Source organism: Nocardia colli (assembly GCF_008704205.1).
GTDB lineage: Bacteria > Actinomycetota > Actinomycetes > Mycobacteriales > Mycobacteriaceae > Nocardia > Nocardia colli.
Genome location: NZ_VXLC01000029.1, coordinates 42,964 through 65,045, shown reverse-complemented (window position 1 = coordinate 65,045; position 22,082 = coordinate 42,964). Strand labels below are relative to the sequence as shown.

Genomic DNA, 22,082 nt, shown 5'->3' with positions numbered 1-22,082 from the left:
ACCATGGGTGAGGTAAAGGTCGCGATCGTCGGGGCCGGAATCGGCGGGCTGACTGCGGGTATCGCGCTCCACCGGCACGGCGTGGACGTGACGATCTACGAAAAAGCAAGCGAGCTGCGGGAATTGGGCGCGGGCGTGGCCATCGGCGCGAACGGCGCGCGCGTCTACGAGAGGCTGGGCCTGCTGGACTCCGTGGCCGCGATCGCCGGGAAGCTCTCGAACGTGACGATGCAGAACTGGCGCGGCGAGCCGATCCCCGGCTACCGACCGCCCTATCCGGTCGAGCGCACTTTCCCGCTGCACCGGGCGGAATTCCAGAACCTGCTCGTCTCCGCACTGCCGCCCGGCACGGTGCGCCTGGGGCGCCAGTGCGTGGGCGCGGTCGAGGACGCCGAGGGTGTGCGGATCGACTTCGCCGACGGCTCGTACGCGCGAGCGGACGTGCTGGTCGGCGCCGACGGCATCCACTCGGTCGTCCAGCCGCTGGTGGGCCCGAAATCCGCGCCGGTCAGCGAGGGAATCATGGCCTATCGCGGCCTCATACCCACCGACCGCCTGGCCGGAATCACCGACCTCGACGTCATGGCGATGTGGGTCGGGCCGAAACAGAGTTTCCTGGTGTATCCGGTCTCCGACGGCGCGCTGCTGAACCTCGTCGCGTTCGTCCCCACGGACCTGGATGTCGAGGAGTCGTGGAGCGCTCCCGGCGAGGTCAGCGCGCTGGCGGCCGCCTTCGACACCTGGGACACGCCGGTTCGCGACGTCATCGCAACCATGGAGAACACCTTCCGCTGGGGCATTTACGACCGCGCTCCCCTGCCGACCTGGTCGACCGGCCGCATCACCCTGCTGGGCGACGCGGCCCACGCGGTGACCCCGCACCTGGGCCAGGGCGCCAACCAGGCGGTCGAGGACGCCATCACCCTGGCCGTACTCCTGCACGATGCCCGCCCCGCCGATGTCCCCGCCCGACTGCGCCGCTACGAGAACCTACGCATCGACCGCAGCCGCCGCGTCCGCGAGGGCGCCCGTGCGGCCGGCTCGCTGTACCGCTCGACCGATGTTCCCGCCGACCAGCAGGGCGAACGGATCGTAGCCATCTACGACAGCCTGGAACTCGATACCTACGACCCCGAGCCCATCGCCGAGGCGGCCCTGGTGACTCCATGGCGCGACGGCTCGATCGGGTGACAGCGGACTTGAGTGAGTGTACAGTCACTCACACAGTGATTGAACGATCACACACCAGCTAGATACGCCGACCTCGGCACGAGGTTCGCAGCCCCATTCCTCGCCCGGAATATCACTCAGAAGGTTGAAAACGATGATCTACCACGGCACTCGCTTCACCATCAAGCCCGGTGTCCCCGCCGAACGACTCGAAGAAGCACTGGAAAGCCTGCGCAACCAGGGCCGCCAGATCCCGTCGGTACGGCACTTCACCGTCGGACCCGACCACGGCGGCGAATACGACTACGGCGCCGTCTACGTCCTCGATGACCTCGACGGCTACTGGGAATACCTCGTCCACCCGGCCCACCTGCACACCGACCACATCGGCCTCCCCCTGGTCGACAAGTTCGTGTCCTTCGACATCGCCGACGACCCCGACCCCGAACTCGGCGCGAAAATCGCCGCCCTACACCAGCGCCGCTACGACAATTACCCCGAAGTCACCCAGCTGGTAGCCGATCTCGGCGAATACCACGGCAGCGCGGCCCCGGGCCGGCACGGCAAGAACTAGAGCCGCGTACCCGGCCCGCATCATTGTCCGGCGGCGAACCGGCCCACCTGACACTCGCGCCCGCCACGCCACGAACCGACCGGTGCGGCAGGCGCGCTGGCGAAACCGTTGCGGCACAGGAACATCCACTACTGTCGCATGGCGCGTTGGTCGGCCGATCTGCTGGTCGGCAAGGCTACTCAACGCGCGCACATGCCGCTGTGCCCACTGAGTGTCGCGGCCCGCCAGTGAGACCAGAATCGTTGCGGCACAGTGCATCCGGTGGTGCCGATTCGAGGACGTTCCGCCCGGCCACTTCCGGGCGCACGACAACGCCGAGGCGTGTTTCGCAGGCAGGAAGTTCTTGCCCGCAAAGTGATCCGGTCCCCGGATTAGGCTGTGCCGGGTGAGTTTCAGATTGGCGGCCTACGCCGTCTGCCTTGACGAGGACCGAGTGTTGCTCGCTCGTCATGTCGCCGGGAACGGCGAAACCACTTGGACGCTTCCGGGTGGCGGGGTCGAGCACGGCGAAGATCCTTTCGATGCAGTAACCCGGGAGCTTCTCGAGGAGACTGGCTACCACGGCGTCATCGAACATCTACTAGGTGTGGATTCGAGAGTGATCCCCGCAGCCGTCGCCCATGCGGGTTCCGAGCATCAGAACGTTGGAATCTTCTACCGTGTCCGCGTCGTCAGCGGAACGCTCAGAGCCGAATTGAATGGGGCTACCGTCGAGCCGACCTGGACTCCGACTGCCCAGGTCGCGTATCTGCGCCGGTCGTCGCTTGTCGATACGGGTCTGGCTCTGGCACAGACGCTTCCGCTAACCGGACATGTCCCATGCACGCCGGTCGGCGGGTTGATCCAGCACTGAACCGCGCGGCTTCCGACCGACCAGCGAGAATCGCGGCATCCCAGGACGTCGTGGCCTACACACAGCGCGGTCGCTAACATCCGTGTGCCGATGTGCGAGCCGTTCGCTCAACGGCCCATTCCGCAGGAGGATTGACCAGATGCCGAACTGGCCGACGCTCGACCCGAGCGAACAGCACGACAAGCTCACCGAGATCACCAGCGAGGTGCTCCCCACCCTGCCGATCGGTTGGACTCGGCTTGTAGTGCGCGCCAGGATGATCGGACCGCATGCCGAATCCGATACCGGAGTGCGAATGCCCGACGGCACGATACAAGCCTGGTCCTTCCCGCCTGATGTCTGGCGGAAGTTTCAGCAACTGCGGAAAGGGATGTATGTCGAGGGACTCGGATCATGGATCGAGTTCGAATACATCCTGAATCCGCCCGGCCGCTTCACTATTCAATACAACCGAGATAAGCCGCCGGTCTTCTCGACACCGCCGACAGCTGAGCACTTCGGCACCGAGAACAGGTGGTTTCCGCGATCCGACCAAGAGATGCCGGAGTGGTTCCGCCAGGGGCTGACCCCAGCCTAGCGTCCAGTCGAGCGGCGACTATCCGGCAGATTCGATCGTCACCTGCGTCTTGACCGGGTCGCCGACCGGCTCCTCCCAGAGATCCCCGCAGTCTTGACAGCTTCCACCGCCCCGCCCAGCGGCTTTCGCTGAGCGGGGCGGTCGTCCGGCTACGTCGGCCACGCCACGCTGCCGACTCGCCGATTCGGGTCAGACCGCCTTCACCGAGTGCACCTGAACGGCGACATCGGCCGGAATATTGAGCTGTTGACCGGGGCCGCTGCGAAAGATGATGCCGCCGCGATAGTTGTATTCGGTGAACCCGTCCCAGTATCTGCCGGTGCGGTTCCACTTCGAATAGGCTTGGCCGTCGATGTTCTGCAAGCGCAGATCGGTGGAGCCGAGGCGGAACGACGCGATTCGCCCGCCCCCGTTGGCGGCGCTGAAGAGGCAGAAATGCCCATTCGGGCAGCGGTCCCATCCGGTAGCGGCGTGGGCGGGGACAGCCAGGCCGGATATACCGAGGACCAGCAGCGCCGTCACGCCGAGTTCACGCAGTTTCATCGCCTTCTCCTACTACTCGAGATCCCCTGTGACACAGAAGATTCAGTGAGTCGACGGTACAAATCCGCAGATATCGCCGGCGTATCGAAAATCCCATACGCGCCAGCAACAGTTCGCCGCCGACAATGCCAGGCAATCTGCCAACCGCGTTCAGCGCAGCTCCGCGGCGAGCACCAAACGGTATAGATAAGCAGTTGCGACGTGATGGCTATGGCGGGCACAGTGGCGACGATGTCGGTGGTCCCGCAGCAGTGGACTATCCGAACAAGACTGTGCGTAAACGGATTCGGTATGGAAGGGTGCTAGAGGATGGGCGATTCCGAAGGTCGCGTCGTTCAGGAGTTCACCGTGGTCGATGCCGCGGCCGGTCCGTACGGAATCACCACCGGTACCGACGGTGCACTCTGGCTCACACTGGCTCATAGCGGTGAAATCGCTCGCCTGACCGTGGATGGCGCACTGGAACGGTACTCGGCAGGGCCCGCCGAGTGCCGGCCGACCATCATCTCCGCGGGTGTGGACGATGCACTGTGGTTCACCCGATCCGGCGACGACCACATCGGGCGTATCACCATGGACGGTCGTGTGACCGCATTCGAATTGCCATCGGGCAGTGGCCCTTTCGGGATCTGTTCCGGCCCGGACGGGGCCATGTGGTTCACCGAGATGAACACCGCCAGGGTCGGGCGCATCACTCCCGACGGGCAGATCACCCGCTTCGAGCTACCCGTGCAGGGTGCGTTCCCCGCCATGATCACTCGTGGCCCGGACGACGCGCTGTGGTTCGCCCTCAACCAGGCCAACGCCATCGGACGCCTCGACATCGACGGCAACACCACCCTCTACCCGCTTCCCGACCAAGGCGCACCGGTAGGTATCACCAGCGCCCCGGACGCGGTATGGTTCGTCGACATCGCCGCAGGTCGAATCGGCAGCGTCGATCGCGATGGCACGATGCGGATGTTTTTCCTGCCGGACCCGACGGCGAAACCACACGCCATCACCGCGCTCACCTCCGGCGACTGCTGGTTCACCGAATGGGGAGCAAACCGCCTCGGGCGGATCAGCCCCGACGGCACCATCACCGAATATGACCTGCCCACACCGGCATCCGAACCCCACGGCATCACGGCCGGCCCCGACGGCGCGGTGTGGGCGGCATTGGAAAACGGAGCAGTGGCCCGGATCGCCTTGTAAAGCCGCCAGTAGCCCGCAATGCCACTGGGCGCGCCTTGGTCGGCCATCCAACTCCGTTGACCGCCTGAGCCCGCACCGATTTGCGTGTGTTCGGCTGTCGCTGTCGATGCTGTCCGTTTGGTTCGGGGTGGTGCACCGGGCAATCCCCCGCGTACCTGGGCACAAGAGTCTCTCGGATATGCGTGCGAGACCGGCTGTTCGGCGGCGCTAACGCAGTGATGCCCCGAGCTGAGCCCCGGGGCATCACGCAATCACGTTGTGGCTGTTGCGATTTCGTCCCGCTCCGCTGTTGGAGTTCGGTCGCGGGGCTCGGCCCGGCGAACCCGGAACTTGGTGGTCGCGCAGCCGGGGATCTTGCCCCTGCGCTCTGGATCGCGGAGGTCCTGAATGGTGACGGCGGTAGTTAGTTTCTGGTATCGCCGACCTGGTCGGGTGAGCTGATCCTCCATTTCAGATCGTTGGCGTATTCGGCGGTGAATGCGACCGTGGTGGACGCGCCACCGGCCAGGGGGCCCAGCTGGCATTCCGACATTCGCTTGTTGCTGACGCAGCGTGGATCCTGGGTTTGCGCGACCTGGTTGATCTCGTAGCCGTCGGCCTGAGCCTTGGCGTAATCGATCCAGTCTTGATCGGGGTCTTTTTCGTTGCGCGCCTCGTGGTACTGCTTGAGCGCTTCGAGTGCGAGCACAGCGTTGAAGTCACCGAATCCCCGCTCGGCGGTCACCAGGGTGACCGAACCTGCCTGGTCGGGGCCGGAGTTGGTGAGCGTCAGCGTAACGGTCTTGCCGTCGGAGGCGGGTTGGATCGAGGCGCCCAGCCGCGGACCGCTCGGTGCGCTGGTGAAGCTCACCGGTACCGAGATGGTGCCCTGGACCCAACCGTTGGAATACGAACCGTTGGAGTGGATCGTCGTCCCATTGGCCGAGACCGTGGCGCTGATCTCGTAATCACCGGGACCGGGATAGCGCACCGCGGCGTAATCGCCGGCGACCACTTCTGCGCCCCCGCGGGTCAGTCTCCAGCTCCCACTGACATCGCAGGAGTCGTAGCTGCTCCAGCCGATGCCTTTATAGAAGCAGTCACCATGCAATGAGACGGTGAGCCGGTTGCCGTCGGTTTCGACACACACAGCGATGTTGGCTTTGACATCGTCGTCGCGATTGATCTCCCGCGTCGATGAACAGTGCTTCTCCACCTCTGCCGCGGCCGCGGGAGCCGGGAGCGGGGTGAGAACCGTTAAGGATCCGGCCAGCCCCAGCACACTCACCGCCAGTGCCCCCGCGCCCCATCGAGTACCGATGAACCGATGCATTTCCTGCCTCTCGATCGGTCGGTGAGCCCAGGCTGGGCTCGCCGTACGACCGGATATTCGTTCCATCTGGCAATACGGATGGAACGCAGAATCGCTCTCGGCGACCGCCGGAGTACTCGAGCGCCCGATTCAGCCGAAAGGTGTTACCAGCAATGGGATTTGACGTAGTTCGTCGAGGGTGTAGTGGATGCCTGCGAGTGCGCTGATCGCGCGGAGACCGATGGCGAAATCGGCCTCGCCCGGGTCGAGGTAATCGTGGTCGACGGTGCCGGCCGCTTCGAACGCCGCGCGCAGTTCGTCGGGTAGTTCGGCCAGGTCGGCGTCGAGTTCGAGGTCGTCGACGTTGATCCAGGCGATTTCGTTTCCGTCGGCGTAGTAGGTCAGGCTCGCGTCGGCATTGATGGAGAAGTAGCTGGTCGCGGCTACGCGACCGTCGGCCGATAGCACCGCCGCGTCTTCGGTGACACCGAAATCGTCATAGATGAAGGTCCATTCCCCGACCCGCCCCGCCAGCAGCGTCGCGGTATCGCCACGCTCGGTGCCCAGTGCCGCCGCCGGCAGGGAAGTCCACTCGTCCGGCTTGTCTGCCGGAAGTGTGCACGGCCGGAACAGGCGCGCCTTGGCTCCTAGTGCTTCGAGTGCGGCGGCGGGTTCGAGCCCACGGACCACGTGCACGCAGTGACTGGGATCGTCGCTCGCCAGCCCGCTGATCCACAGCGGAACACCTTCGGAGTCAAGGGAATTCGGCAGAAATCCGGGTGTAGCCATACTGTCCTCGCCTATCGGAACCAGGTTCGTGTCGGGTTCATCATCGCCCGCGTCACCGGCCGGCGCATCTCCCGCAGAGCGCGACCACATCTCGGGCGACCCGCCACCTGTCTACGGTTATGGCTGACCGCAGGCCGTGCACGCTCATAGCTACGACAGGCCCGGCATCGTGGGCTTGGGCGAAGTGGCTGCTGCTGGTTGATCTTTGGGCGACAATCGGGCGATGAGGGGCATCATGCGTCGGGGTGGTGCGGTAATCGCGCGGCGGGTCTCCGCCGCCGGGTTGTTCTGGTCGATCGTGCTCGCGTTGATGCTCGGGTTCGTGCTCGCGGTGACCGCGCAGTGGGTTCTGCATCGGTTCATCGACACCAGCACAACTGCTTTGGCCGCGCCGATCGATGTCACCAAGCTATCGCTGACCGTCGTGGCGGGTGCTGGCGGTGTCGTCGCCCTCGTGGTGGCCTATCGCCGTCAGCGCGATATCGAGCACGGGCGTTTCGTGGAGCGTTTCGGTGCCGCGGCCGCGCAGCTCGGCGCGGCTGATGTCGCGGTCCGCATCGCGGGGGTGTATGCGATGGCCGGTGTCGCCGACGAGTCGCGCGGGCTACGCCGCCAGCAGTGCATCGATGTGCTGTGCGGGTATCTGCGCCTGCCCTACGACGCCGGACACGGAGCAAGCGGACGCACCAAACTCGTGGTCAAAGCACCCCGCGTCGAGCACGGGCAGCTACGGCCGGAGACCGAAGAACACATCGAATACCGGCAAAACGACCGCGAGGTCCGCATGACTGTCGTCCGCGTCATCACCCAGCATCTGCGCCCCGAGGCCGAATACAGTTGGTCGGCAAACGATTTCGACTTCCGCACCGCATATCTCGAAAGCCCCGACTTCAGCAATGCGACGTTCGCCGGCGCCTGCTTGTTCGATAGCACGACGTTCTCCGGCACCACCCGATTCGGAGGCGCGAGGTTCTCCGGCACCACCCGGTTGACGGATGCGAGGTTCCTCGGCGACGCCTGGTTCGAGCGCACGAGATTCTCCGGCGGCGCCTGGTTCAACGGCGCGAGTTTCTCGGGCACCGCCTGGTTCGGAGGCGCGAGGTTCAACGGAACCGCCCGATTCGAGCTTGCGAGTTTCTCCGGCACCACCGAGTTCGGGAGCGCGACATTCTCTGACATTGCCCAGTTCGAGGATGCAACCTTCTCCGGTACCGCCGGGTTCGAGCGTACGACATTCTCCTCCGGTATCTGGTTCGAGCGCACGACGTTCTACGACAGCACCCGGTTCGGGAGCGCGACATTCTCTGGCCCCGCCTGGTTCAACGGCGCGAGGTTCTCCGGCACCGCCGGATTCGTCAGCGTCGACTTCGGGACCAAGCCGATCTCGTTCGCGAATCCGCAGCAGTGGGGCCCGCCGGCACCGGTATTCGACTGGGACCAAGACCCGACCCGCAAGCCTGCCAACGTCGAACCGCGGGATTGGCCACCAATCCTTGCGACATAACTGCTGGAGATCGTAAACGATTGGTGCTCAACAAGTCCGGCCTACTCGAATAGACCCGCGTGGGCGTTGGGTAGCTGCTCGGCGCGTTCGAGGCCAGCCGTTGATGTGGCCGATGCGGCTCGCGGAAGGCACCGCTTATGCCGCACAGTTACCGGGATGGTCAGCTTCGAGGGTGCTGGGGAACGGTCTGGGGTGGCGTCTTGTCGAGGTCGAATAACGCCGGTGCGTTGCGGTAGAGGATTTGCTCGATTTCCGGGTCGGGCAGTCGGGATTCCTTGATGTACTCGAACGTCCGCTGGTAGGACTCGACCGCCAGCAGGGCGGGAAAGTCGCTTCCCGGGACGAGGTGGTCGGCGCCGAAGGCTTCGCAGGCGCATCGCAGGGCGGCTTGTGAACCCCAACCGACGGTGTCGTAGTAGAGGCCACGAGCGGTCGCGCTCGGCGGGCTGAGCAGGTCCGGCGTGCGTGCTTGGCCGTCGAGTCTTGCCAGTTGCATCGGGATCAGGCCGCCCAGGTGCGGAATGATGATTTTGATATTCGGAAAGCGGGCCGGGATGTTTCGTTTGATCAGATGGAGGACGATAGCGGTGTCCTCCAGGGACGCCCCGGCCGCTGTCGTGAAACCGTAGTCGTTGATGAATGGCGAACAGATGCCGTTTTGGCTCGGATGGAAGACGAGAGTGGTTCCACGTGCGTTCATCTCCGCGTAAAGCGGCTCGAATTCCGATTCGGCTGTAGATCGATCGAACACCGAACAGCTCAATGCCACGCCGACCATGCCCAGCTCGTCCAGCCCGCGCCGCATTTCCTCGAGTGACGCATCGATATGCGGCAAGGGTAGCGAAACGAGAGCGGAGAATCGGTTGGGATGTGAGCGGGTCAGCTCGCAGTAACTGTCGTTGAGCATCTGCGCCGCCTCGACTGCCAACCGAGATTCTGTCGCGTAAGGCGCCATACTGCCGGGAGAGAGAATCTGCCGTCCGACTCCGGCATCATCCATCATGTCGATACGTTGGTCGATCATCCCTGGTTCATCGGACATTGCCGCCAACATGCGACGCGCGTCTGGTGTCGAGCTTGCCGCGGGCCCGGTCGACGATATCGCGGTCAATGTCTTCAACATCGGCAGATACGAAGTGGGCAAGTAATGGGTGTGTACGTCGATGATCATTCGTCGGCTCTGCTTCTCTTCGGATTCCCCTGGCCACGGCAGTTCGTGCACTCCGTAGAGGGTCGAATGGGCAACGGCCTCGGACCGTCGGCCCCTGCGGTGCGCTGGACTGGATCTCCGACATCGCAGACCTCCTCCACACTCACCGAACACTCGTTCAGATAGTTACCGAACAAATGTTAGGAATCTTGGCGAGACTTGTCCACCCCCGGTAGAGCCCATGTTCAGGCGAAGACGAGCGAGACGAACTCGTCGACGAACGACAGCACCGAGTCCGCATCGGTGTACCCGGTGGAGTTCGGGAAGAGGGCGACGCGGCCGTGCGCGCCGACGAACGCGATCACCGCGGCGCGTTCCGCGGGCACCCGGAGCGCGACACCTGCTGCGGCGCAGCGCGCGAAGCCGGCCACGAGCAGGTCGACCACGTCGATCAGCGGTCCGGCAGGCCGGGCGCCGGACGCGGTCAGGGGCGGCCCGTCTGCCGTCATCAGCCGGTAGTGCCCCGGGTTATCCACCGCGAACCGGCAGGAGGCGTGGATCATCGCCCGCACCCGGCCCACCACGTCGCCGGACTCCACGCGGCCCTCGGCCACCTCCATCGCGGTGCGCAGCCGGGCGAACTCGTACTCGGCCAGGCCCACGACGAGCGCGCCGCGGTCGGTGAAATGCTGGTAGATGCTCGACGGCGCGATACCGGCGGCGCGGGCGACGCCACGAATGGTCAGCCCGTCCTCCCCGTCGAGCTCGGACAGCAACCGGCTGGCCGCAGCGAGGATCTCCCCACGCAGCCGCTCGCCCTCCCCCCATCGATTGCGCGCACGAGGGGCACCGACCTGGACTTCTTCCGACACGTCCCCATTCTTACTACTCACCGGCAGGTATCGCGTCATCCGCAGCAGTCCGACGCGGGTAACCGGGCGCGCCACGTCGGCATGATGCCCTCGGTACACCATCAAGCCTGCCGCGCGGCGGTGACCAAGGCACTCAGCAGTCGCAGATGGTCGGCATCAGCTTGGGCGGGGAGCGGCGGCGAAGCAAGGCGTAGGACAGCTCATGGCGTGGGTCGACCAACGCCTGCTGTCCCCGGCTCCGCTATGACCGAACGCGCCGACGCCCAGAACCGGGCAGATCTCCGACGCACACAAAATAGCCCACACTGACCAGTGACCGAACGCACGCTATGCGTGAGATGCGTTGAAGGACAGGCGATCCGGATGGCAGACGGGGCTCGGGGTGGAGGTTTTGGGGGGTCGCGGCCGCCGAACTCAGGATGCTACCGTCGGCGAAATTGTCCGAACCGACAATGCGGGGTTGCCATGGGGAGTACAGCGCCAGAGGAGCAGCGCGGTGACGCCGTGCTGCAGGTCGATGCGGACGCTTTACGCCGGCTCGGCGGCAAGCTCGGTACGCACGCCGCCGAGATCGGGCAGATCAGGATCGGGGCGAAAGTAGTCATGGCCGAGGACTCGCCGGTGCGGGCAACGTCCGACCGGGTTCCCGAGGCCGTGCGGCACGCATTCGAGCTGATCGGCCGCAATATCGACCAGATGGCCGTTCGGATGACCGCGGGCGCCGCCACGTATTCGGAGCTCGAGCAGGCCAACACGGATCAGCTGCGACGGTACGCCGGTTCATGACGACCATCGGCCACGTACGGGCCTGCGTGCCGGAAACCATGGTGTCGCTCGCCGAAGTTCTGTCGACGCAGACCAATTCGTTCACCGACCGGGTCGGGCAGATGGCTCGCGACGTCGACCAGGAGCTGGGCAACTGGAAGGGCGCGGGCGCCGCGGCGGCCTCGGCGCGGACGTTGGCGCATCAGCTCGACGCCAATCATCTCGCCGAGACCGTGGTCGGACTCGCCGATCACTACAACGCCTTCGGCACCGAACTGGCGGGATACCGGGACGTGCTGTTGACCACCGTCGTGCACGCGACCGAGGACGACGGCATGTCGGTCGACGACGCGGGCAACGTCACCGCACCGAAAGTGCCTCCCGGCAACGAACATCCGACCGTACCCGGTCTCGTCCAGCACTACCTCGACACGCAGGCGTCCGACTACCAATCCAAGATCCAGCACCTACTGGCCCAATTCGGTGACGCCGAGACGAGGGCAGCCAAGGCCATCACCGACTCCCTGCAATTGCTGGACACCTACGAGAAACACCCCGACGCCGGCGTCGGTTCGAAGGTGCAGGACATCCTCGCCGGCCGGGCTCAGTTGCCCGACGATCCGCAACAGCTGCACGACTTCTGGGCAACCTTGACCCCAGCCGAGAAGGACGCGTTGTGGAAGCACGACCCGTATATCGGAAACCGGGACGGCATCCCGGTCATCGACCGCGACCACTACAACCGGATGACACTGCAGAACGAACTCGCCCGCGCCCGGGCGGGTGACCCTGCGCTGCAAGGCAAGCGCGACGATCTGGAACGGATCAGCAAGGAACTGCAGCAGCCCGATCGCTATCTCATGCTGATCGACACCAAGTCCGGCGCTACCACGCACGCCGCGATCGCCGCCGGGAACCCCGACCTCGCCGACCATGTCGCCACCTTCGTGCCCGGCACCGGTTCCCGGCCGTCGAAGAGCATGTACATGGACTGGGTGGACCGGATGCGTGACCAGGCCAGAACGGCCGGTGCGAAGAATCCCGCGGTGATCTCGTGGCTCGGTTACGACGCACCACCCGAGCTGCTCGATGCCACGCACCAGCGATACGCCGACGCCGGGGCGGGTGCGCTGGACCGCTTCCAGAATGGCTTGCGCGCTTCACATGTCGGCCCACCGTCCTACAACACTGTGGTGGGCCACAGCTACGGGACCACCGTGGTCGGTGACGCGGCCAGTCACGGCCGGACCCTCAATGCCGACGCGGTGGTGTTCGTGGCCAGCCCCGGGACAACGGTCGAGCATGCGAACGACCTCAGCCTGACCGGCGTCCGGTCCGAGGATGTGGGCAACCGGGTGTACGCGACGGCCGCCGCCCACGATCCGACGCCTCTGTACGCGGCCAACCGCGTGGGCAAGCTCGACGATGCCGTCTTCGGCGTCGACTCCGGGCCGGCCGTGCACGATCCGTACAACCCGACCGACCCCGGCCCGGCGCTGCCGAAGGTCTCTTCTGGGCAGCTGGATGATTACGGCATGGATCCCACCGATCCCGACTTCCACGGACGCCCCTTTCCCTCCGATCCTGGACCGACTTCAGAGCTGGGATTGAACGGTGAGGCACACAACAAGTACTGGGAGCCCGGGAGCAGATCGCTGGAGGGTATGGGCCACATCATCGCGGGCCAGGGTGACCGGGCGACGCAGATCCCGCCCGCGCCGCCACCGGTGGCACGGACGCAACCGGTACCGACGCCACCGCCACCCAGGTAACCGATGAGCATGCAGCACAACAACTTCGACTCGCTCGGCTTGAAGGTGAGACGCGCCCAGGCCGCGCTGGAACATGCGCGCGGAGTAGGTGAGGTCGACGGTGTCCGGGTGGTCATCGACGCCAATAATCGCCTCGTGCAGGCATCGATACCGGGTGCGCAGGCCCTCTTGGCCGCCTACCAGGCGGCGTTGCAGGATCTGCAGTCCCACCTCGACGAGGCCATGCGCGAGATCCACGCCGACCCCCGGTTCGATGCCATATCCACCTTCGTTCACGCGAACGAGGCACGACTGGAAGTCGAACGCGCCCAACCCCTCGACGACCCCGGTCGCCCGAGGCCGACGGGAGTGGAGACGGCCTGGTGATCAGGCCTGCTGATGATCAACGCCACGGGGGTAACTGTCCTTGACCGATGCACTGACCCGCCGCGGGAAGCGGTCAGCGCGGGTCTGATGAAGACTTGACCGTGCCCCGGCGGCATGGTCTTGACTGTCCAATGTCACGCCCGCATATGCCGTGACCGGTTACCGCGCAGGCAAAGGAGGCCGTGTCGATGCAGCAAGAACCGATAGTCCTGAACCCGTCAGGCACCGATGCGGTGGCCAGGAGGTGACCGTGGTGCGCATCGAGATGCTGCCGGGCGCAACGGCTTCCGACGATCGGCTGGTTGCCGGACTGACCGCGCTGATCAATCAGGTGTACGAGGTCGCCGAGGCGGGGATATGGGTGGACGGCGCCGCCCGCACCACGCACGCGGAGGTGGCGGAGCTGATCGCGGCCGGTGAGATCGCGGCGACTCGCTCTCCGGACGGAGAGCTGGTGGGCTCGGTGCGGATTCAGCAGCTGGGCGACGGGCTAGGCGAGTTCGGCATGCTGGTGGCCGCGCCCGGTCTGCGTGGTACCGGTATCGGGCGCGAGCTGGTCCGGTTCGCGGAACGGCGCAGCGCCGAAAACGGTGCTCACACCATGCAATTGGAGCTTCTCGTGCCGAGAGAGTGGACCCATCCGGCGAAGAAGTTCCTCGCCGAGTGGTACACCCGCATCGGCTATCGCGTCGTCCGCCGCGGCGCTCTCGAAGACGACTATCCACATCTGGCCCCGCTGTTGGCCACACCTTGCGACTTCATGATCTACAACAAACCGCTACCCGGAACGTAGCGGTTCGCGCTGAACAGCTCCGCCGCCGTGTACTCGGCGCCGGGCAGCTCGTCCAGGGCGGCCGTGATCCGACGTTCCTCCCACTGGAAATGCGATTCCAGAATGGCGGACAGCCCAGCGATCTCGCCGCGCACCGCCGCCAGATTCTCGGCGCCCAGCTCGGCGAGCGCGGCGGTCATCCGGTTCAGGATGTCGGCGACCAGATGGTGGTCGGCGGAGAGCTCGGCGAGTACCGGGGCCAGGTCCGGGAAACGTTGGGCCAGAACGGGAAACGCGGTCTCGTCCTCGCTGGTGTGATGGTCGGTGAGAGCCTGGCAGAAGGCCAGGCAGTGCGCGCGTAGGTCGCGGAGCGGGCCGATCGGCTCGTCGCCCCGGTACTCGTCGAGCGCGCGGGCGACGCGGCGTAGTTCGCTGCGCAACCAGTGGTGAGTGTCGATCAATTCGCGGCCCAGGGCGCGGGCGCGATGGGGATCGGTGGACATGAAGATCTCTTTCACTACGGAGACGGGAGGGAATGCCGAAGCCTTCCACCCGGCGCGCGCACGCGACGCCACCCATCCTAGGCGGGCGGCGAGGGCTCGCTGCGACCACACCGCGCGACAGGTATGACGCAGCCCACACTCGCTCCTCGCACGCTGCGATACCGACCCTCGTAGTATCGGCAATTAGTTCAGCAACTAAGGGGGGTCCGCCGACCCGAACACAATATTCGAAGCGTTTACGCTGGAGGAGGAAAAACGATCGAACCGTACGCGAATTTTTTGCCGATATAAGCTGCATTCTTTCATAGTGTCGAAAATATCGTCTGTGACTCGGGAGTGTCTTTGTCCAAAATTCGTATCATCGGCGCAGTCGGCGTCGTCGTCATCATTCTCCTAGCGGGCTCGCTCTATTTCGGCTTGCGGGACAATTCTGATGATGCTCCGGCGAATCAGAAAGCGATCTCGGTGGCGGTCGACGTGACCAATCTGCCGCAACGCGTGATCAAGGTGAAACAGACGATCCCGGTTCAGTCGGGCGAGCTGGATCTCCTTTTTCCGCAGTGGCTGCCCGGCAGTCACTCGCCGTCCGGTCCGATCGACAAGATCGGGGGCATCACCTTCACCAGCGCCGGGAACAAGCTGGAGTGGAAACGTGATCCGGTGAACGTGTATGAGTTCAAGGTTACGGTGCCCGACGGCGTGGATTCCATCGACGCGAACTTCCAGTACCTCACCCCCACCGATTCCTCGCAGGGTCGGGTGGTGATGACGCCGAATATGCTGAATTTGCAGTGGAATGCCGTGGTCCTTTATCCGGCCGGTGTTCCCGCCAGCAAGATTCCCTTCACCGCGAGCGTGACGTATCCATCCGGATTCGAGCCCGGAACCGCGCTGGAGGTCGCCGGCAAAGACGGCGACACCGTGAATTACAAGACTGTTCCGTTGGACATCCTGGTCGACTCGCCCGTGTACGCGGGGCGTTATCACAAGGAGTTCGACCTGGCTCCCGGCGCGAAAACCCCGGTGCGGCTGCAAGTATTCGCCGATGCACCGGAGCAGCTCGAGGCCAAGCCCGAGCACATCGAGCTGCATAAGGCTCTGGTGAAACAGGCGGTGGGGCTGTACGGCTCGCAACACTACAACCACTACGACTTCCTGCTGTCGCTGTCGGATCAGCTCAGCTCCAACGGCCTGGAACACCAACGATCCAGCGAGAACGGCCAACCCACGGACTATTTCACCGGGTGGAACCCCGCGGTCGGCAGCGCCGATCTGCTCGGGCACGAGTACACCCATTCCTGGAACGGCAAGTTCCGGCGCCCGGCCGACCTGTGGACGCCCAACTACAACGTCCCGATGCAAGACAGCTTGCTGTGGGTCTACGAGGGACAGACGCAGTATTGGGGCAACGTGCTCACCGGCCGGGCCGGCTTGCGACCCGCGGAGGTCTCGCGCGACGCGTTGGCTTCGGTAGTCGCCGCGTACACCGACAACCGGCCCGGACTCGACTGGCGCACGCTGCAGGACACCACCAACGATCCCATCATCGCGCAGCGGCGCACGAAGCCGTATCGGTCGTGGCAGCTCAGCGAGGATTACTACCAGGGCGGGCAACTGGTGTGGCTGGGAGTGGACGCGCGTATCCGCGAACTGTCGGGGAACACGAAGTCACTCGATGATTTCGCGCGCGCGTTCTTCGGTGTCGACGACAGCAAGTGGGAGTCGCAGAACACCTACAAATTCGACGATGTCGTCTCGACCCTCAATGGCGTGGTCGCCGACGATTGGGCGAAGTATCTGCGCGATCGCCTCGACGGAAAGGCACCGTTCGCCGCGAGTGTCGAGAAGACGGGGTGGAAGTTGGTCTACGACAACAACCCCGGCGCCTTACTCGCGGATCAGGTGAAAAAGGCCGAGGGCGCCGTCAATTACACCTACTCGATCGGACTCAACGTGTCCGGCGCGGGCAAGGTCACCGATGTGCGCTGGGACGGACCCGCGTTCAAGGCAAAGGTCGGCACCGGGATGACGGTGGTTTCGGTCAACGACGCCCCCTATTCCCAGGCCACGATGGAAGCCGCGATCGAGGCGGCCAAGACGAACCCCGCACCGATCCGATTGCAGGTGAAGGACTTCGATCAGACCCGGACCGTTGAACTGAACTACCACGACGGCCTCCGTTTCCCGCATCTGCAACGCATCGACGGAACGCCGGACTACCTCACCGAGATCCTGGCCGCGCGGAACTGACGCCGCACGGTCAAGCATCCGGACGTCGCGGACGCGCAGTGGAAGGTGCCTGGTCCCGAACTGACCAGTGCACCGACCATGCGCGCCGCGACGAACCGGAACTCCCGCCGGCTGTTCCGGCGGAGGCACTCGTAATTCAGAACAACCGATCGCTCGACGGTGCCGGTTCTGGCGGAGTCGGTGCGTGTTCGAACTCGTCGTTGCCGATGGCGTCCTGGATCGCGTCGATCTGGTCCTGAACCACCTCGGCGCGGGTCACCAGCTCGATTCTGTCCGGCTCGGTAAGGCTTTCGGCGCCGAGCTTTTCATACACGCACGAAAGCGTGGAGCGTAAGTCCTCGAGCCTGATACCTGATTCCACGAGAGCTCACTTTACGGACCGAAAACCGCGCACACCTCCCCCTCGCCCCGCCGCACCGGGAACTAAGTCACGACTGCTGGGCGCTGATGTTGAACATCCAGCTGATCCCGAACCGGTCCACGAGCGACCCCGCCTCATCACCCCACACCTGCTTTTCGAGAGGCAGCGTCACGTTGCCGCCGACCGAAAGCTGCTCGAAATACCCCCGGAGTTCGTGGTCGTCGCCACCGACGAACACCGCAACGTTGTTACCTTGCCGATAAGGCGGCTGACCCGCCCGATCGTCCGGAAAGTCCCATCCCATCAGCGTGTAACCGGCCTGCGTGACCAGCCGGGCATGCATGACACTGTCCGCATTCGACGCATCCGGCGAACCGAAATCCCCCACCATCCCGATCTCCAACTCCCCACCGAAAACCTCTCGATAGAACTCCATCGCCCGCCGCGCATCGCCATCGAACACAATGCACGGATTGACTCCAGAACTCACGTGACATCCTTCCTGACCTGACCGATCGGACATTCCGACAGTCGCCAAGCCAGCCTTCCAACCAATCACGACATCTCCTGTCGTGATTGGTTCAGTCATCGAGCCCGTCGCGGCGGGTGTTCTGTGCCGAGCGGATCAACCAGCGCCACGCGCGTCGAACGATCATCCGTCGTAGGCGCGCTGTGCCCGCTCGATCTCGTCGCTGTGTTCCAGCGTCCACTCGTAGAGCTGCGTGAACGGCACGCGAAACGACTCCCCCAGGGGCGTCAGCGAATATTCGACACCGATCGGTGAGGTCTCCAGCACTCGGCGCACCACCATGCCGTTGCGTTCCAGGCGGCGCAGCGTTTGGGTCAGCACCCGCTGGGTCACGCCTTCGAGTTGACGCTTGATCTCGTTGAACCGCGTCGGATGTTCGAGCACCGTGAGCGCCATCATCGACCACTTGTCCGCGACCTGATCGAGGATCGGCCGAGTCGGGCAGTCGACATGAAACCGTGGCTCCGGACGGCCGTCGGTCGTGGGCATAGTGGTGTCCTCGAGGATCCTTAGTGCGCGCAAAGTGCGTTATTGACGGTTGCCGCCGAGTGCACGACGGTAAGTATTCATCGCAAACCTACATGCCTATCGACAACCGAAGGAACCGACACGATGAATCTTCCCGGCTACACCACCTTGCGCGTCACCATCAGCGCGGGCGTCGCGCAGGTCGTACTCGACAACCCGCCGGTGAACGCACTCAGCGCGACGATGATGGTCGAGCTGCACGATCTGCTGGGGTTGCTGCGGGAGGAGACCGCGGTGCGGGTCATCGTGTTCTCCAGTGCCGACGAGGAGTTCTTCCTCGCTCATGTCGACATGCACATTTTCGAGCACATGGACGAGTTGCGGGACGTCGCCGCGAAGTTCCCGGACGTCAACGTGCATCAAGGGATCGGGGAATTGCTTCGCCACCAGCCTCAGGTGACCATCGTCAAGCTCGCGGGCCTGGCCCGCGCGGGTGGTGCGGAGTTCGTGATCGCGGCGGATATGGCTTTCGCGGCGAAGGAGACCGCCGGGATCGGACAGACCGAGGCGCTGCTGGGAATCATCCCCGGCGGCGGGGCAACCCAATACCTGGGTGAGCGCGTCGGCCGCAACCGCGCGCTCGAGCTGGTCCTCGCCGCCGACCTGCTCGACGCCGATACCGCCGCCGCGTACGGCTGGATCAACCGGGCTGTCCCGGCCGCGGAACTCGACACCTTCGTCGACACACTCGCCGAGAACATCGCGGCCGTCGGCCCGGAGCTCATCGCGCAAGCGAAACGCGTTCTCCCGCCGTCGGATCTGACCGCCGGACTGCGCGAAGAACACGACGCCTGGTCCACCCTGGTCAACGGCGAGGAATCGGCAAAGCTCATGGCCGGCGCACTGGCGAACGGGATACAGACCCCGCAAACAGAACGCGACCTGGAACACTTCCTGCGCGGCGTCGCCGCCGACCTGTAGACGGAGCGGGACCAACCCAGTCGTAATCACAGCGCCCCCACCGACCGCGGGCTTGTCCGGAGTGCGTCGCCGTCGGACAGCCTCTCAGCTCGCCCCGCGATACGGTGCAGGCCATGACCTATGACTGGTCCGACGTTCCGGACAGACTGGCGCGTCTTGCCGCGACTCCGGGCGCGAACGAGATTTTCGGGGCAGGAGGTGCGGCGGGGCATGGGTGGATTCTCGAACCGCCGTTGAGTGCTGCCGAATTGAGTGAGATCGAAGGCCAGGTGGAGGTGGTGCTGCCTGAGGAGTATCGAGCATTCCTGATTGCGGCCGGCCGTGGCGGGGCCGGGCCGGCCTATGGGCTGTTTCCTATTAGTCGGGTGGACGGGGAATGGCGGTGGGAAGGGGACGGCGCAGATCTGACCGTGTTCGACACGCTCGCGCAACCGTTTCCCCATGTCGCCGCGTTCAACCCGGCGGACGGGCTGCCCGACCGGCCTGATGCGAAGAACTTCGACTCGGTCGAAGCTTTCAACATCGCGGAGGACGAGTATTGGGAAACCCATGATGAGATCGTCTACCGCCCAGGGCATTCGGTCGGGCTGCTCTATCTGTGCCACCTGGGTTGCGCACAGCGCGAGGCGCTCGTCGTGAGTGGGGAGTCGAGAGGACAGATGTGGTCCGACAACACCGCCGACGATGGCGGTTTCGCGCCGTTGGTCGATGATGCCGGAACCCGAATCGGCTTCACCCAGTGGTATCGACGATGGCTGGACCGCAGCGAAGCCGAACTCAGGAACCGGACGGCCGACGCCCGGCGCTGAACGCTCAGCCCTCGCCGTCGAGCGTCAGCACGACCAGCGGCATGGGCCGGTCGACCTTGGACTGGAAGTCCGCCAGCAGTGGATGATTGGCCAGCACCCAGGTCGCGAACTCGTCGTAGTCCGCACCTTCGAGCACCTTGCCGATCGCCCGGTAGGTCTTGTCCCGAAGCTCGATGGTGACCTGCGGATTCGCCTTGATGTTGTACCACCAGGCCGGGTACTTGTCCTCGATGAACGAGCTCACGAACATGATGCCGTCCCGGTAGAGGGGTCCGAGGGGCGTCGTGTGCCGCTTGCCGCTCTTGGCTCCCGTGGTGGTGAGCAGAATGAGGTCGCCGCCCGCGTATGCACCGCCCACCTTGCCCGAGTTCTCCCGGAACTCCTCGATCACATCATCGTTCCAGTCGGCGATGCTGACGTCCTGGTCCCATGCCTGGTTCCACGGCGCGTTCGGATCGTTGAAGTCGGTGATGTCGGTCTGATCCGGCTGTCCCGCAGTCGATTCGGTTTCGCTCATGATTCGAGTATGTCGCGGAGATAGGACAGTTACGGTCCTAACTCGACCAGAAAATTCCGACGCGACAGAGCCACAAAACATCGAACATACGTTCTATCTTGAGGTAGGCTCGCTCGCGTGAACATACATTCGACCGCGCTCGCGCCGAATGCTCCAGCACCGCGATGGCCGGACCTGGACGATGTCGACTTGCTGCGCACCCTCGTCGAAACCGAACGCCGCCGGCGGCGACTGGATGCCGCCATGCGCGCCGCCGTCGCCGAGGCCGAGCGTCGTGGTCTCGCCGCAGACACCGGCTATCGGGACACTGTGGAGCTACTGACCGATCTGCTACGGATCAGTGTCCACGAAGCGCGACGGCGAATCGAACACGCTGCGCCGCAAGCCCGCTCGCGTTCCAGAAAAGTGTGGCGGGTGCTGGCCACCGCGAGCTGAGGCCGCGACTCCCTCCGCGGTCGGTGGTAGTAAAGAAGAATGTCCCAACCAGTTGCCCCGCCGGGCTTGCGCATCGCTGTCGTCGGTCCCGGCGGAATCGGCAGCACCTTCGCTTTTCAGCTCGCCCGCGCAGGCCACGACGTCACCGTCGTCGCGCGCGGCGCTCGACTACAGGACCTGCGCCGGGACGAGGCGATCGTCACCGCGGCCGGTGAACGAGCCGCCGTGCACGTCGCCGGCGAGCTGGATACGACCACGCCGTGGGATCTCGTGCTGGTCACGGTGCTCGTTTCACAGGTCGACGTGCTGCTGCCGACTCTCGCCGACTGTGCCGCGCACACCATCATGTTCATGTTCAACACATTCCAGTCCCTCGACCGCCTCCGCGACGCAGTCGGCGTGCAGCGCACCGTGTTCGGCTTTCCGGCGATAGCGGCCGGCGTCGACGACGACGGCCGATTGTCATCGACCATTATTCGCCGAGGCGCCTCCACCACCGTCTCGGATGATCGCTGGGCGACGGTCTTCTCCGACGCCGGAATCCCCGCGGTCACGCACCCCGATATGCAGAGTTGGCTCCGCTCCCACGCAGCCGTCGCCGTGCCGCTGATGGTTGCCGGACACCGCATGCAGCAGAGCGGCCGGGGTGTGCGCCGACGCGAAGCGATGGAATTGGCCCGCGCCGTCCGCGAAGGATTGAACCTGGTGCGCCGACTGGGAAACACACCCACGCCCAGCCCGATTGCCGCACTCGACCACCTTCCGCTCCCCGTGGTCGCTTCGCTGCTGTGGACGCTCACCCGGCTCCCGGTGTTCCGCAAAACGATGGCGGTGGCACCGAAAGGTGAGTCGACAGTTCTGATCGACGAAATGAACTCCATTGCGCCGCAAGGAACTCCAGCGCTACTGGCCGTCCGGCCCGGGTAGAACTGCCGAGGAAGCTCGCGGTCCAGCTGGTGGGCGAGTCTGGCGCGAGAGGCGTCGGCGGCCTGTTGAAGCAGCCGGCGCACCTGAAATATAAGGCTCGATAGGCT

25 protein-coding genes are annotated in these 22,082 nt (G+C 64.8%); 15 read left to right on the top strand and 10 right to left on the bottom strand.

Annotated features, from left to right (window positions below; genetic code table 11):
* Window positions 1-3 precede the first annotated feature (3 nt).
* The 4 genes from F3087_RS39090 (at window position 4) to F3087_RS39075 (ending at window position 3,174) form a co-directional block, all read left to right on the top strand.
* The gene (locus F3087_RS39090) at window positions 4-1,191 is read left to right on the top strand and encodes an FAD-dependent monooxygenase (RefSeq protein ID WP_150407205.1); all 1,188 of its coding nucleotides are present in this window, start codon (window positions 4-6) and stop codon (window positions 1,189-1,191) included.
* A 133-nt stretch (window positions 1,192-1,324) separates the two neighbouring features.
* On the top strand, window positions 1,325-1,744 hold the full coding sequence (locus F3087_RS39085) for a Dabb family protein (RefSeq protein WP_150407204.1): 420 nt from the start codon (window positions 1,325-1,327) through the stop codon (window positions 1,742-1,744).
* A 385-nt stretch (window positions 1,745-2,129) separates the two neighbouring features.
* A complete protein-coding gene (locus tag F3087_RS39080) occupies window positions 2,130-2,597 on the top strand; it encodes an NUDIX hydrolase (protein ID WP_150407203.1) in 468 nt (155 codons plus the stop codon).
* Window positions 2,598-2,736: 139 nt separating this feature from the next.
* Window positions 2,737-3,174 carry a hypothetical protein gene (locus tag F3087_RS39075; protein ID WP_150407202.1) on the top strand — a complete coding sequence of 146 codons (438 nt, stop codon included), beginning with the start codon at window positions 2,737-2,739 and terminating at the stop codon, window positions 3,172-3,174.
* 189 nt (window positions 3,175-3,363) lie between these two features.
* On the opposite strand, the gene F3087_RS39070 is transcribed toward F3087_RS39075, so the two are convergent.
* Window positions 3,364-3,717 carry a peptidase inhibitor family I36 protein gene (locus tag F3087_RS39070; RefSeq protein WP_150407201.1) on the bottom strand — a complete coding sequence of 118 codons (354 nt, stop codon included), beginning with the start codon at window positions 3,715-3,717 and terminating at the stop codon, window positions 3,364-3,366.
* A gap of 309 nt (window positions 3,718-4,026) precedes the next feature.
* On the opposite strand from F3087_RS39070, the gene F3087_RS39065 reads away from it, so the two are divergent.
* Entirely contained in the window at window positions 4,027-4,914 is an 888-nt protein-coding gene (locus F3087_RS39065) for a Vgb family protein (RefSeq protein WP_150407200.1), read from the top strand.
* 403 nt (window positions 4,915-5,317) lie between these two features.
* Here the strand turns inward: F3087_RS39065 and F3087_RS39060 are convergent, their stop codons facing one another.
* Both F3087_RS39060 and F3087_RS39055 read right to left on the bottom strand, forming a co-directional pair.
* Window positions 5,318-6,175, bottom strand: coding sequence for a hypothetical protein (locus F3087_RS39060; RefSeq protein ID WP_150407199.1), 858 nt, complete (start codon window positions 6,173-6,175; stop codon window positions 5,318-5,320).
* A 180-nt stretch (window positions 6,176-6,355) separates the two neighbouring features.
* On the bottom strand, window positions 6,356-6,994 hold the full coding sequence (locus F3087_RS39055) for a DUF6461 domain-containing protein (RefSeq protein WP_150407198.1): 639 nt from the start codon (window positions 6,992-6,994) through the stop codon (window positions 6,356-6,358).
* Between the two features lie 223 nt (window positions 6,995-7,217).
* On the opposite strand from F3087_RS39055, the gene F3087_RS39050 reads away from it, so the two are divergent.
* Window positions 7,218-8,498, top strand: coding sequence for a pentapeptide repeat-containing protein (locus F3087_RS39050; protein ID WP_150407197.1), 1,281 nt, complete (start codon window positions 7,218-7,220; stop codon window positions 8,496-8,498).
* 160 nt (window positions 8,499-8,658) lie between these two features.
* Here the strand turns inward: F3087_RS39050 and F3087_RS39045 are convergent, their stop codons facing one another.
* Entirely contained in the window at window positions 8,659-9,720 is a 1,062-nt protein-coding gene (locus F3087_RS39045; protein WP_150407196.1) for an amidohydrolase family protein, read from the bottom strand.
* Window positions 9,721-9,893: 173 nt separating this feature from the next.
* Window positions 9,894-10,520: a TetR/AcrR family transcriptional regulator gene (locus F3087_RS39040; protein ID WP_223885688.1), complete on the bottom strand. Its 627-nt coding sequence runs from the start codon at window positions 10,518-10,520 to the stop codon at window positions 9,894-9,896.
* Window positions 10,521-10,985: 465 nt separating this feature from the next.
* Here F3087_RS39040 and F3087_RS39035 point away from each other — a divergent pair, with 465 nt between their 5' ends.
* From F3087_RS39035 to F3087_RS39020, 4 genes are all read left to right on the top strand, one after another.
* Window positions 10,986-11,306 carry a hypothetical protein gene (locus F3087_RS39035; RefSeq protein WP_150407195.1) on the top strand — a complete coding sequence of 107 codons (321 nt, stop codon included), beginning with the start codon at window positions 10,986-10,988 and terminating at the stop codon, window positions 11,304-11,306.
* A complete protein-coding gene (locus F3087_RS39030) occupies window positions 11,303-13,057 on the top strand; it encodes an alpha/beta hydrolase (protein ID WP_150407194.1) in 1,755 nt (584 codons plus the stop codon). Before F3087_RS39035 ends, F3087_RS39030 begins: the two co-directional genes overlap by 4 nt.
* Window positions 13,058-13,060: 3 nt before the next feature.
* Window positions 13,061-13,423, top strand: a complete 363-nt coding sequence (locus F3087_RS39025) for a hypothetical protein (RefSeq protein ID WP_150407193.1) — start codon at window positions 13,061-13,063, stop codon at window positions 13,421-13,423.
* A gap of 250 nt (window positions 13,424-13,673) precedes the next feature.
* On the top strand, window positions 13,674-14,216 hold the full coding sequence (locus tag F3087_RS39020; protein WP_223885687.1) for a GNAT family N-acetyltransferase: 543 nt from the start codon (window positions 13,674-13,676) through the stop codon (window positions 14,214-14,216).
* Here F3087_RS39020 and F3087_RS39015 read toward each other — a convergent pair.
* Entirely contained in the window at window positions 14,189-14,698 is a 510-nt protein-coding gene (locus F3087_RS39015; protein WP_150407192.1) for a hemerythrin domain-containing protein, read from the bottom strand. The genes F3087_RS39020 and F3087_RS39015 overlap by 28 nt on opposite strands.
* A gap of 336 nt (window positions 14,699-15,034) precedes the next feature.
* On the opposite strand from F3087_RS39015, the gene F3087_RS39010 reads away from it, so the two are divergent.
* Window positions 15,035-16,948, top strand: coding sequence for a M61 family metallopeptidase (locus tag F3087_RS39010; RefSeq protein WP_150407191.1), 1,914 nt, complete (start codon window positions 15,035-15,037; stop codon window positions 16,946-16,948).
* A 136-nt stretch (window positions 16,949-17,084) separates the two neighbouring features.
* On the opposite strand, the gene F3087_RS46270 is transcribed toward F3087_RS39010, so the two are convergent.
* The 3 genes from F3087_RS46270 to F3087_RS39000 all read right to left on the bottom strand — a co-directional run bounded on the left by F3087_RS46270 (window position 17,085) and on the right by F3087_RS39000 (window position 18,327).
* On the bottom strand, window positions 17,085-17,261 hold the full coding sequence (locus F3087_RS46270) for a hypothetical protein (protein ID WP_191094359.1): 177 nt from the start codon (window positions 17,259-17,261) through the stop codon (window positions 17,085-17,087).
* 115 nt (window positions 17,262-17,376) lie between these two features.
* Window positions 17,377-17,868, bottom strand: coding sequence for a VOC family protein (locus F3087_RS39005; RefSeq protein ID WP_449584072.1), 492 nt, complete (start codon window positions 17,866-17,868; stop codon window positions 17,377-17,379).
* 93 nt (window positions 17,869-17,961) lie between these two features.
* A complete protein-coding gene (locus F3087_RS39000) occupies window positions 17,962-18,327 on the bottom strand; it encodes a winged helix-turn-helix transcriptional regulator (RefSeq protein WP_150407190.1) in 366 nt (121 codons plus the stop codon).
* 123 nt (window positions 18,328-18,450) lie between these two features.
* Between F3087_RS39000 and F3087_RS38995 the strand changes: the two genes are divergently transcribed.
* A complete protein-coding gene (locus F3087_RS38995; protein WP_150407189.1) occupies window positions 18,451-19,287 on the top strand; it encodes an enoyl-CoA hydratase/isomerase family protein in 837 nt (278 codons plus the stop codon).
* A 113-nt stretch (window positions 19,288-19,400) separates the two neighbouring features.
* Complete coding sequence (locus F3087_RS38990; RefSeq protein WP_150407188.1) at window positions 19,401-20,096, top strand: SMI1/KNR4 family protein; 696 nt, start codon at window positions 19,401-19,403, stop codon at window positions 20,094-20,096.
* A 4-nt stretch (window positions 20,097-20,100) separates the two neighbouring features.
* On the opposite strand, the gene F3087_RS38985 is transcribed toward F3087_RS38990, so the two are convergent.
* Entirely contained in the window at window positions 20,101-20,613 is a 513-nt protein-coding gene (locus tag F3087_RS38985) for a nitroreductase/quinone reductase family protein (RefSeq protein WP_150407187.1), read from the bottom strand.
* A gap of 117 nt (window positions 20,614-20,730) precedes the next feature.
* Here F3087_RS38985 and F3087_RS38980 point away from each other — a divergent pair, with 117 nt between their 5' ends.
* Window positions 20,731-21,048 carry a DUF222 domain-containing protein gene (locus F3087_RS38980; RefSeq protein ID WP_150407186.1) on the top strand — a complete coding sequence of 106 codons (318 nt, stop codon included), beginning with the start codon at window positions 20,731-20,733 and terminating at the stop codon, window positions 21,046-21,048.
* Window positions 21,049-21,087: 39 nt separating this feature from the next.
* Window positions 21,088-21,975, top strand: coding sequence for a ketopantoate reductase family protein (locus F3087_RS38975; protein WP_150407185.1), 888 nt, complete (start codon window positions 21,088-21,090; stop codon window positions 21,973-21,975).
* The last annotated feature ends 107 nt before the right edge of the window (window positions 21,976-22,082 follow it).

What these genes read in the sequence shown, in the direction of transcription:
- F3087_RS39075 (WP_150407202.1), top strand. Translation starts at nt 2,737, where the DNA reads ATGCCGAACTGGCCGACGCTCGACCCGAGCGAACAGCACGACAAGCTC.
- F3087_RS38985 (WP_150407187.1), bottom strand. Translation starts at nt 20,613, where the DNA reads ATGAGCGAAACCGAATCGACTGCGGGACAGCCGGATCAGACCGACATC.
- F3087_RS39025 (WP_150407193.1), top strand. Translation starts at nt 13,061, where the DNA reads ATGAGCATGCAGCACAACAACTTCGACTCGCTCGGCTTGAAGGTGAGA.
- F3087_RS39050 (WP_150407197.1), top strand. Translation starts at nt 7,218, where the DNA reads ATGAGGGGCATCATGCGTCGGGGTGGTGCGGTAATCGCGCGGCGGGTC.
- F3087_RS39090 (WP_150407205.1), top strand. Translation starts at nt 4, where the DNA reads ATGGGTGAGGTAAAGGTCGCGATCGTCGGGGCCGGAATCGGCGGGCTG.
- F3087_RS39035 (WP_150407195.1), top strand. Translation starts at nt 10,986, where the DNA reads ATGGGGAGTACAGCGCCAGAGGAGCAGCGCGGTGACGCCGTGCTGCAG.
- F3087_RS39015 (WP_150407192.1), bottom strand. Translation starts at nt 14,698, where the DNA reads ATGTCCACCGATCCCCATCGCGCCCGCGCCCTGGGCCGCGAATTGATC.
- F3087_RS39085 (WP_150407204.1), top strand. Translation starts at nt 1,325, where the DNA reads ATGATCTACCACGGCACTCGCTTCACCATCAAGCCCGGTGTCCCCGCC.
- F3087_RS39030 (WP_150407194.1), top strand. Translation starts at nt 11,303, where the DNA reads ATGACGACCATCGGCCACGTACGGGCCTGCGTGCCGGAAACCATGGTG.
- F3087_RS39065 (WP_150407200.1), top strand. Translation starts at nt 4,027, where the DNA reads ATGGGCGATTCCGAAGGTCGCGTCGTTCAGGAGTTCACCGTGGTCGAT.
- F3087_RS38995 (WP_150407189.1), top strand. Translation starts at nt 18,451, where the DNA reads ATGAATCTTCCCGGCTACACCACCTTGCGCGTCACCATCAGCGCGGGC.
- F3087_RS39070 (WP_150407201.1), bottom strand. Translation starts at nt 3,717, where the DNA reads ATGAAACTGCGTGAACTCGGCGTGACGGCGCTGCTGGTCCTCGGTATA.
- F3087_RS39055 (WP_150407198.1), bottom strand. Translation starts at nt 6,994, where the DNA reads ATGGCTACACCCGGATTTCTGCCGAATTCCCTTGACTCCGAAGGTGTT.
- F3087_RS38990 (WP_150407188.1), top strand. Translation starts at nt 19,401, where the DNA reads ATGACCTATGACTGGTCCGACGTTCCGGACAGACTGGCGCGTCTTGCC.
- F3087_RS38975 (WP_150407185.1), top strand. Translation starts at nt 21,088, where the DNA reads ATGTCCCAACCAGTTGCCCCGCCGGGCTTGCGCATCGCTGTCGTCGGT.
- F3087_RS39000 (WP_150407190.1), bottom strand. Translation starts at nt 18,327, where the DNA reads ATGCCCACGACCGACGGCCGTCCGGAGCCACGGTTTCATGTCGACTGC.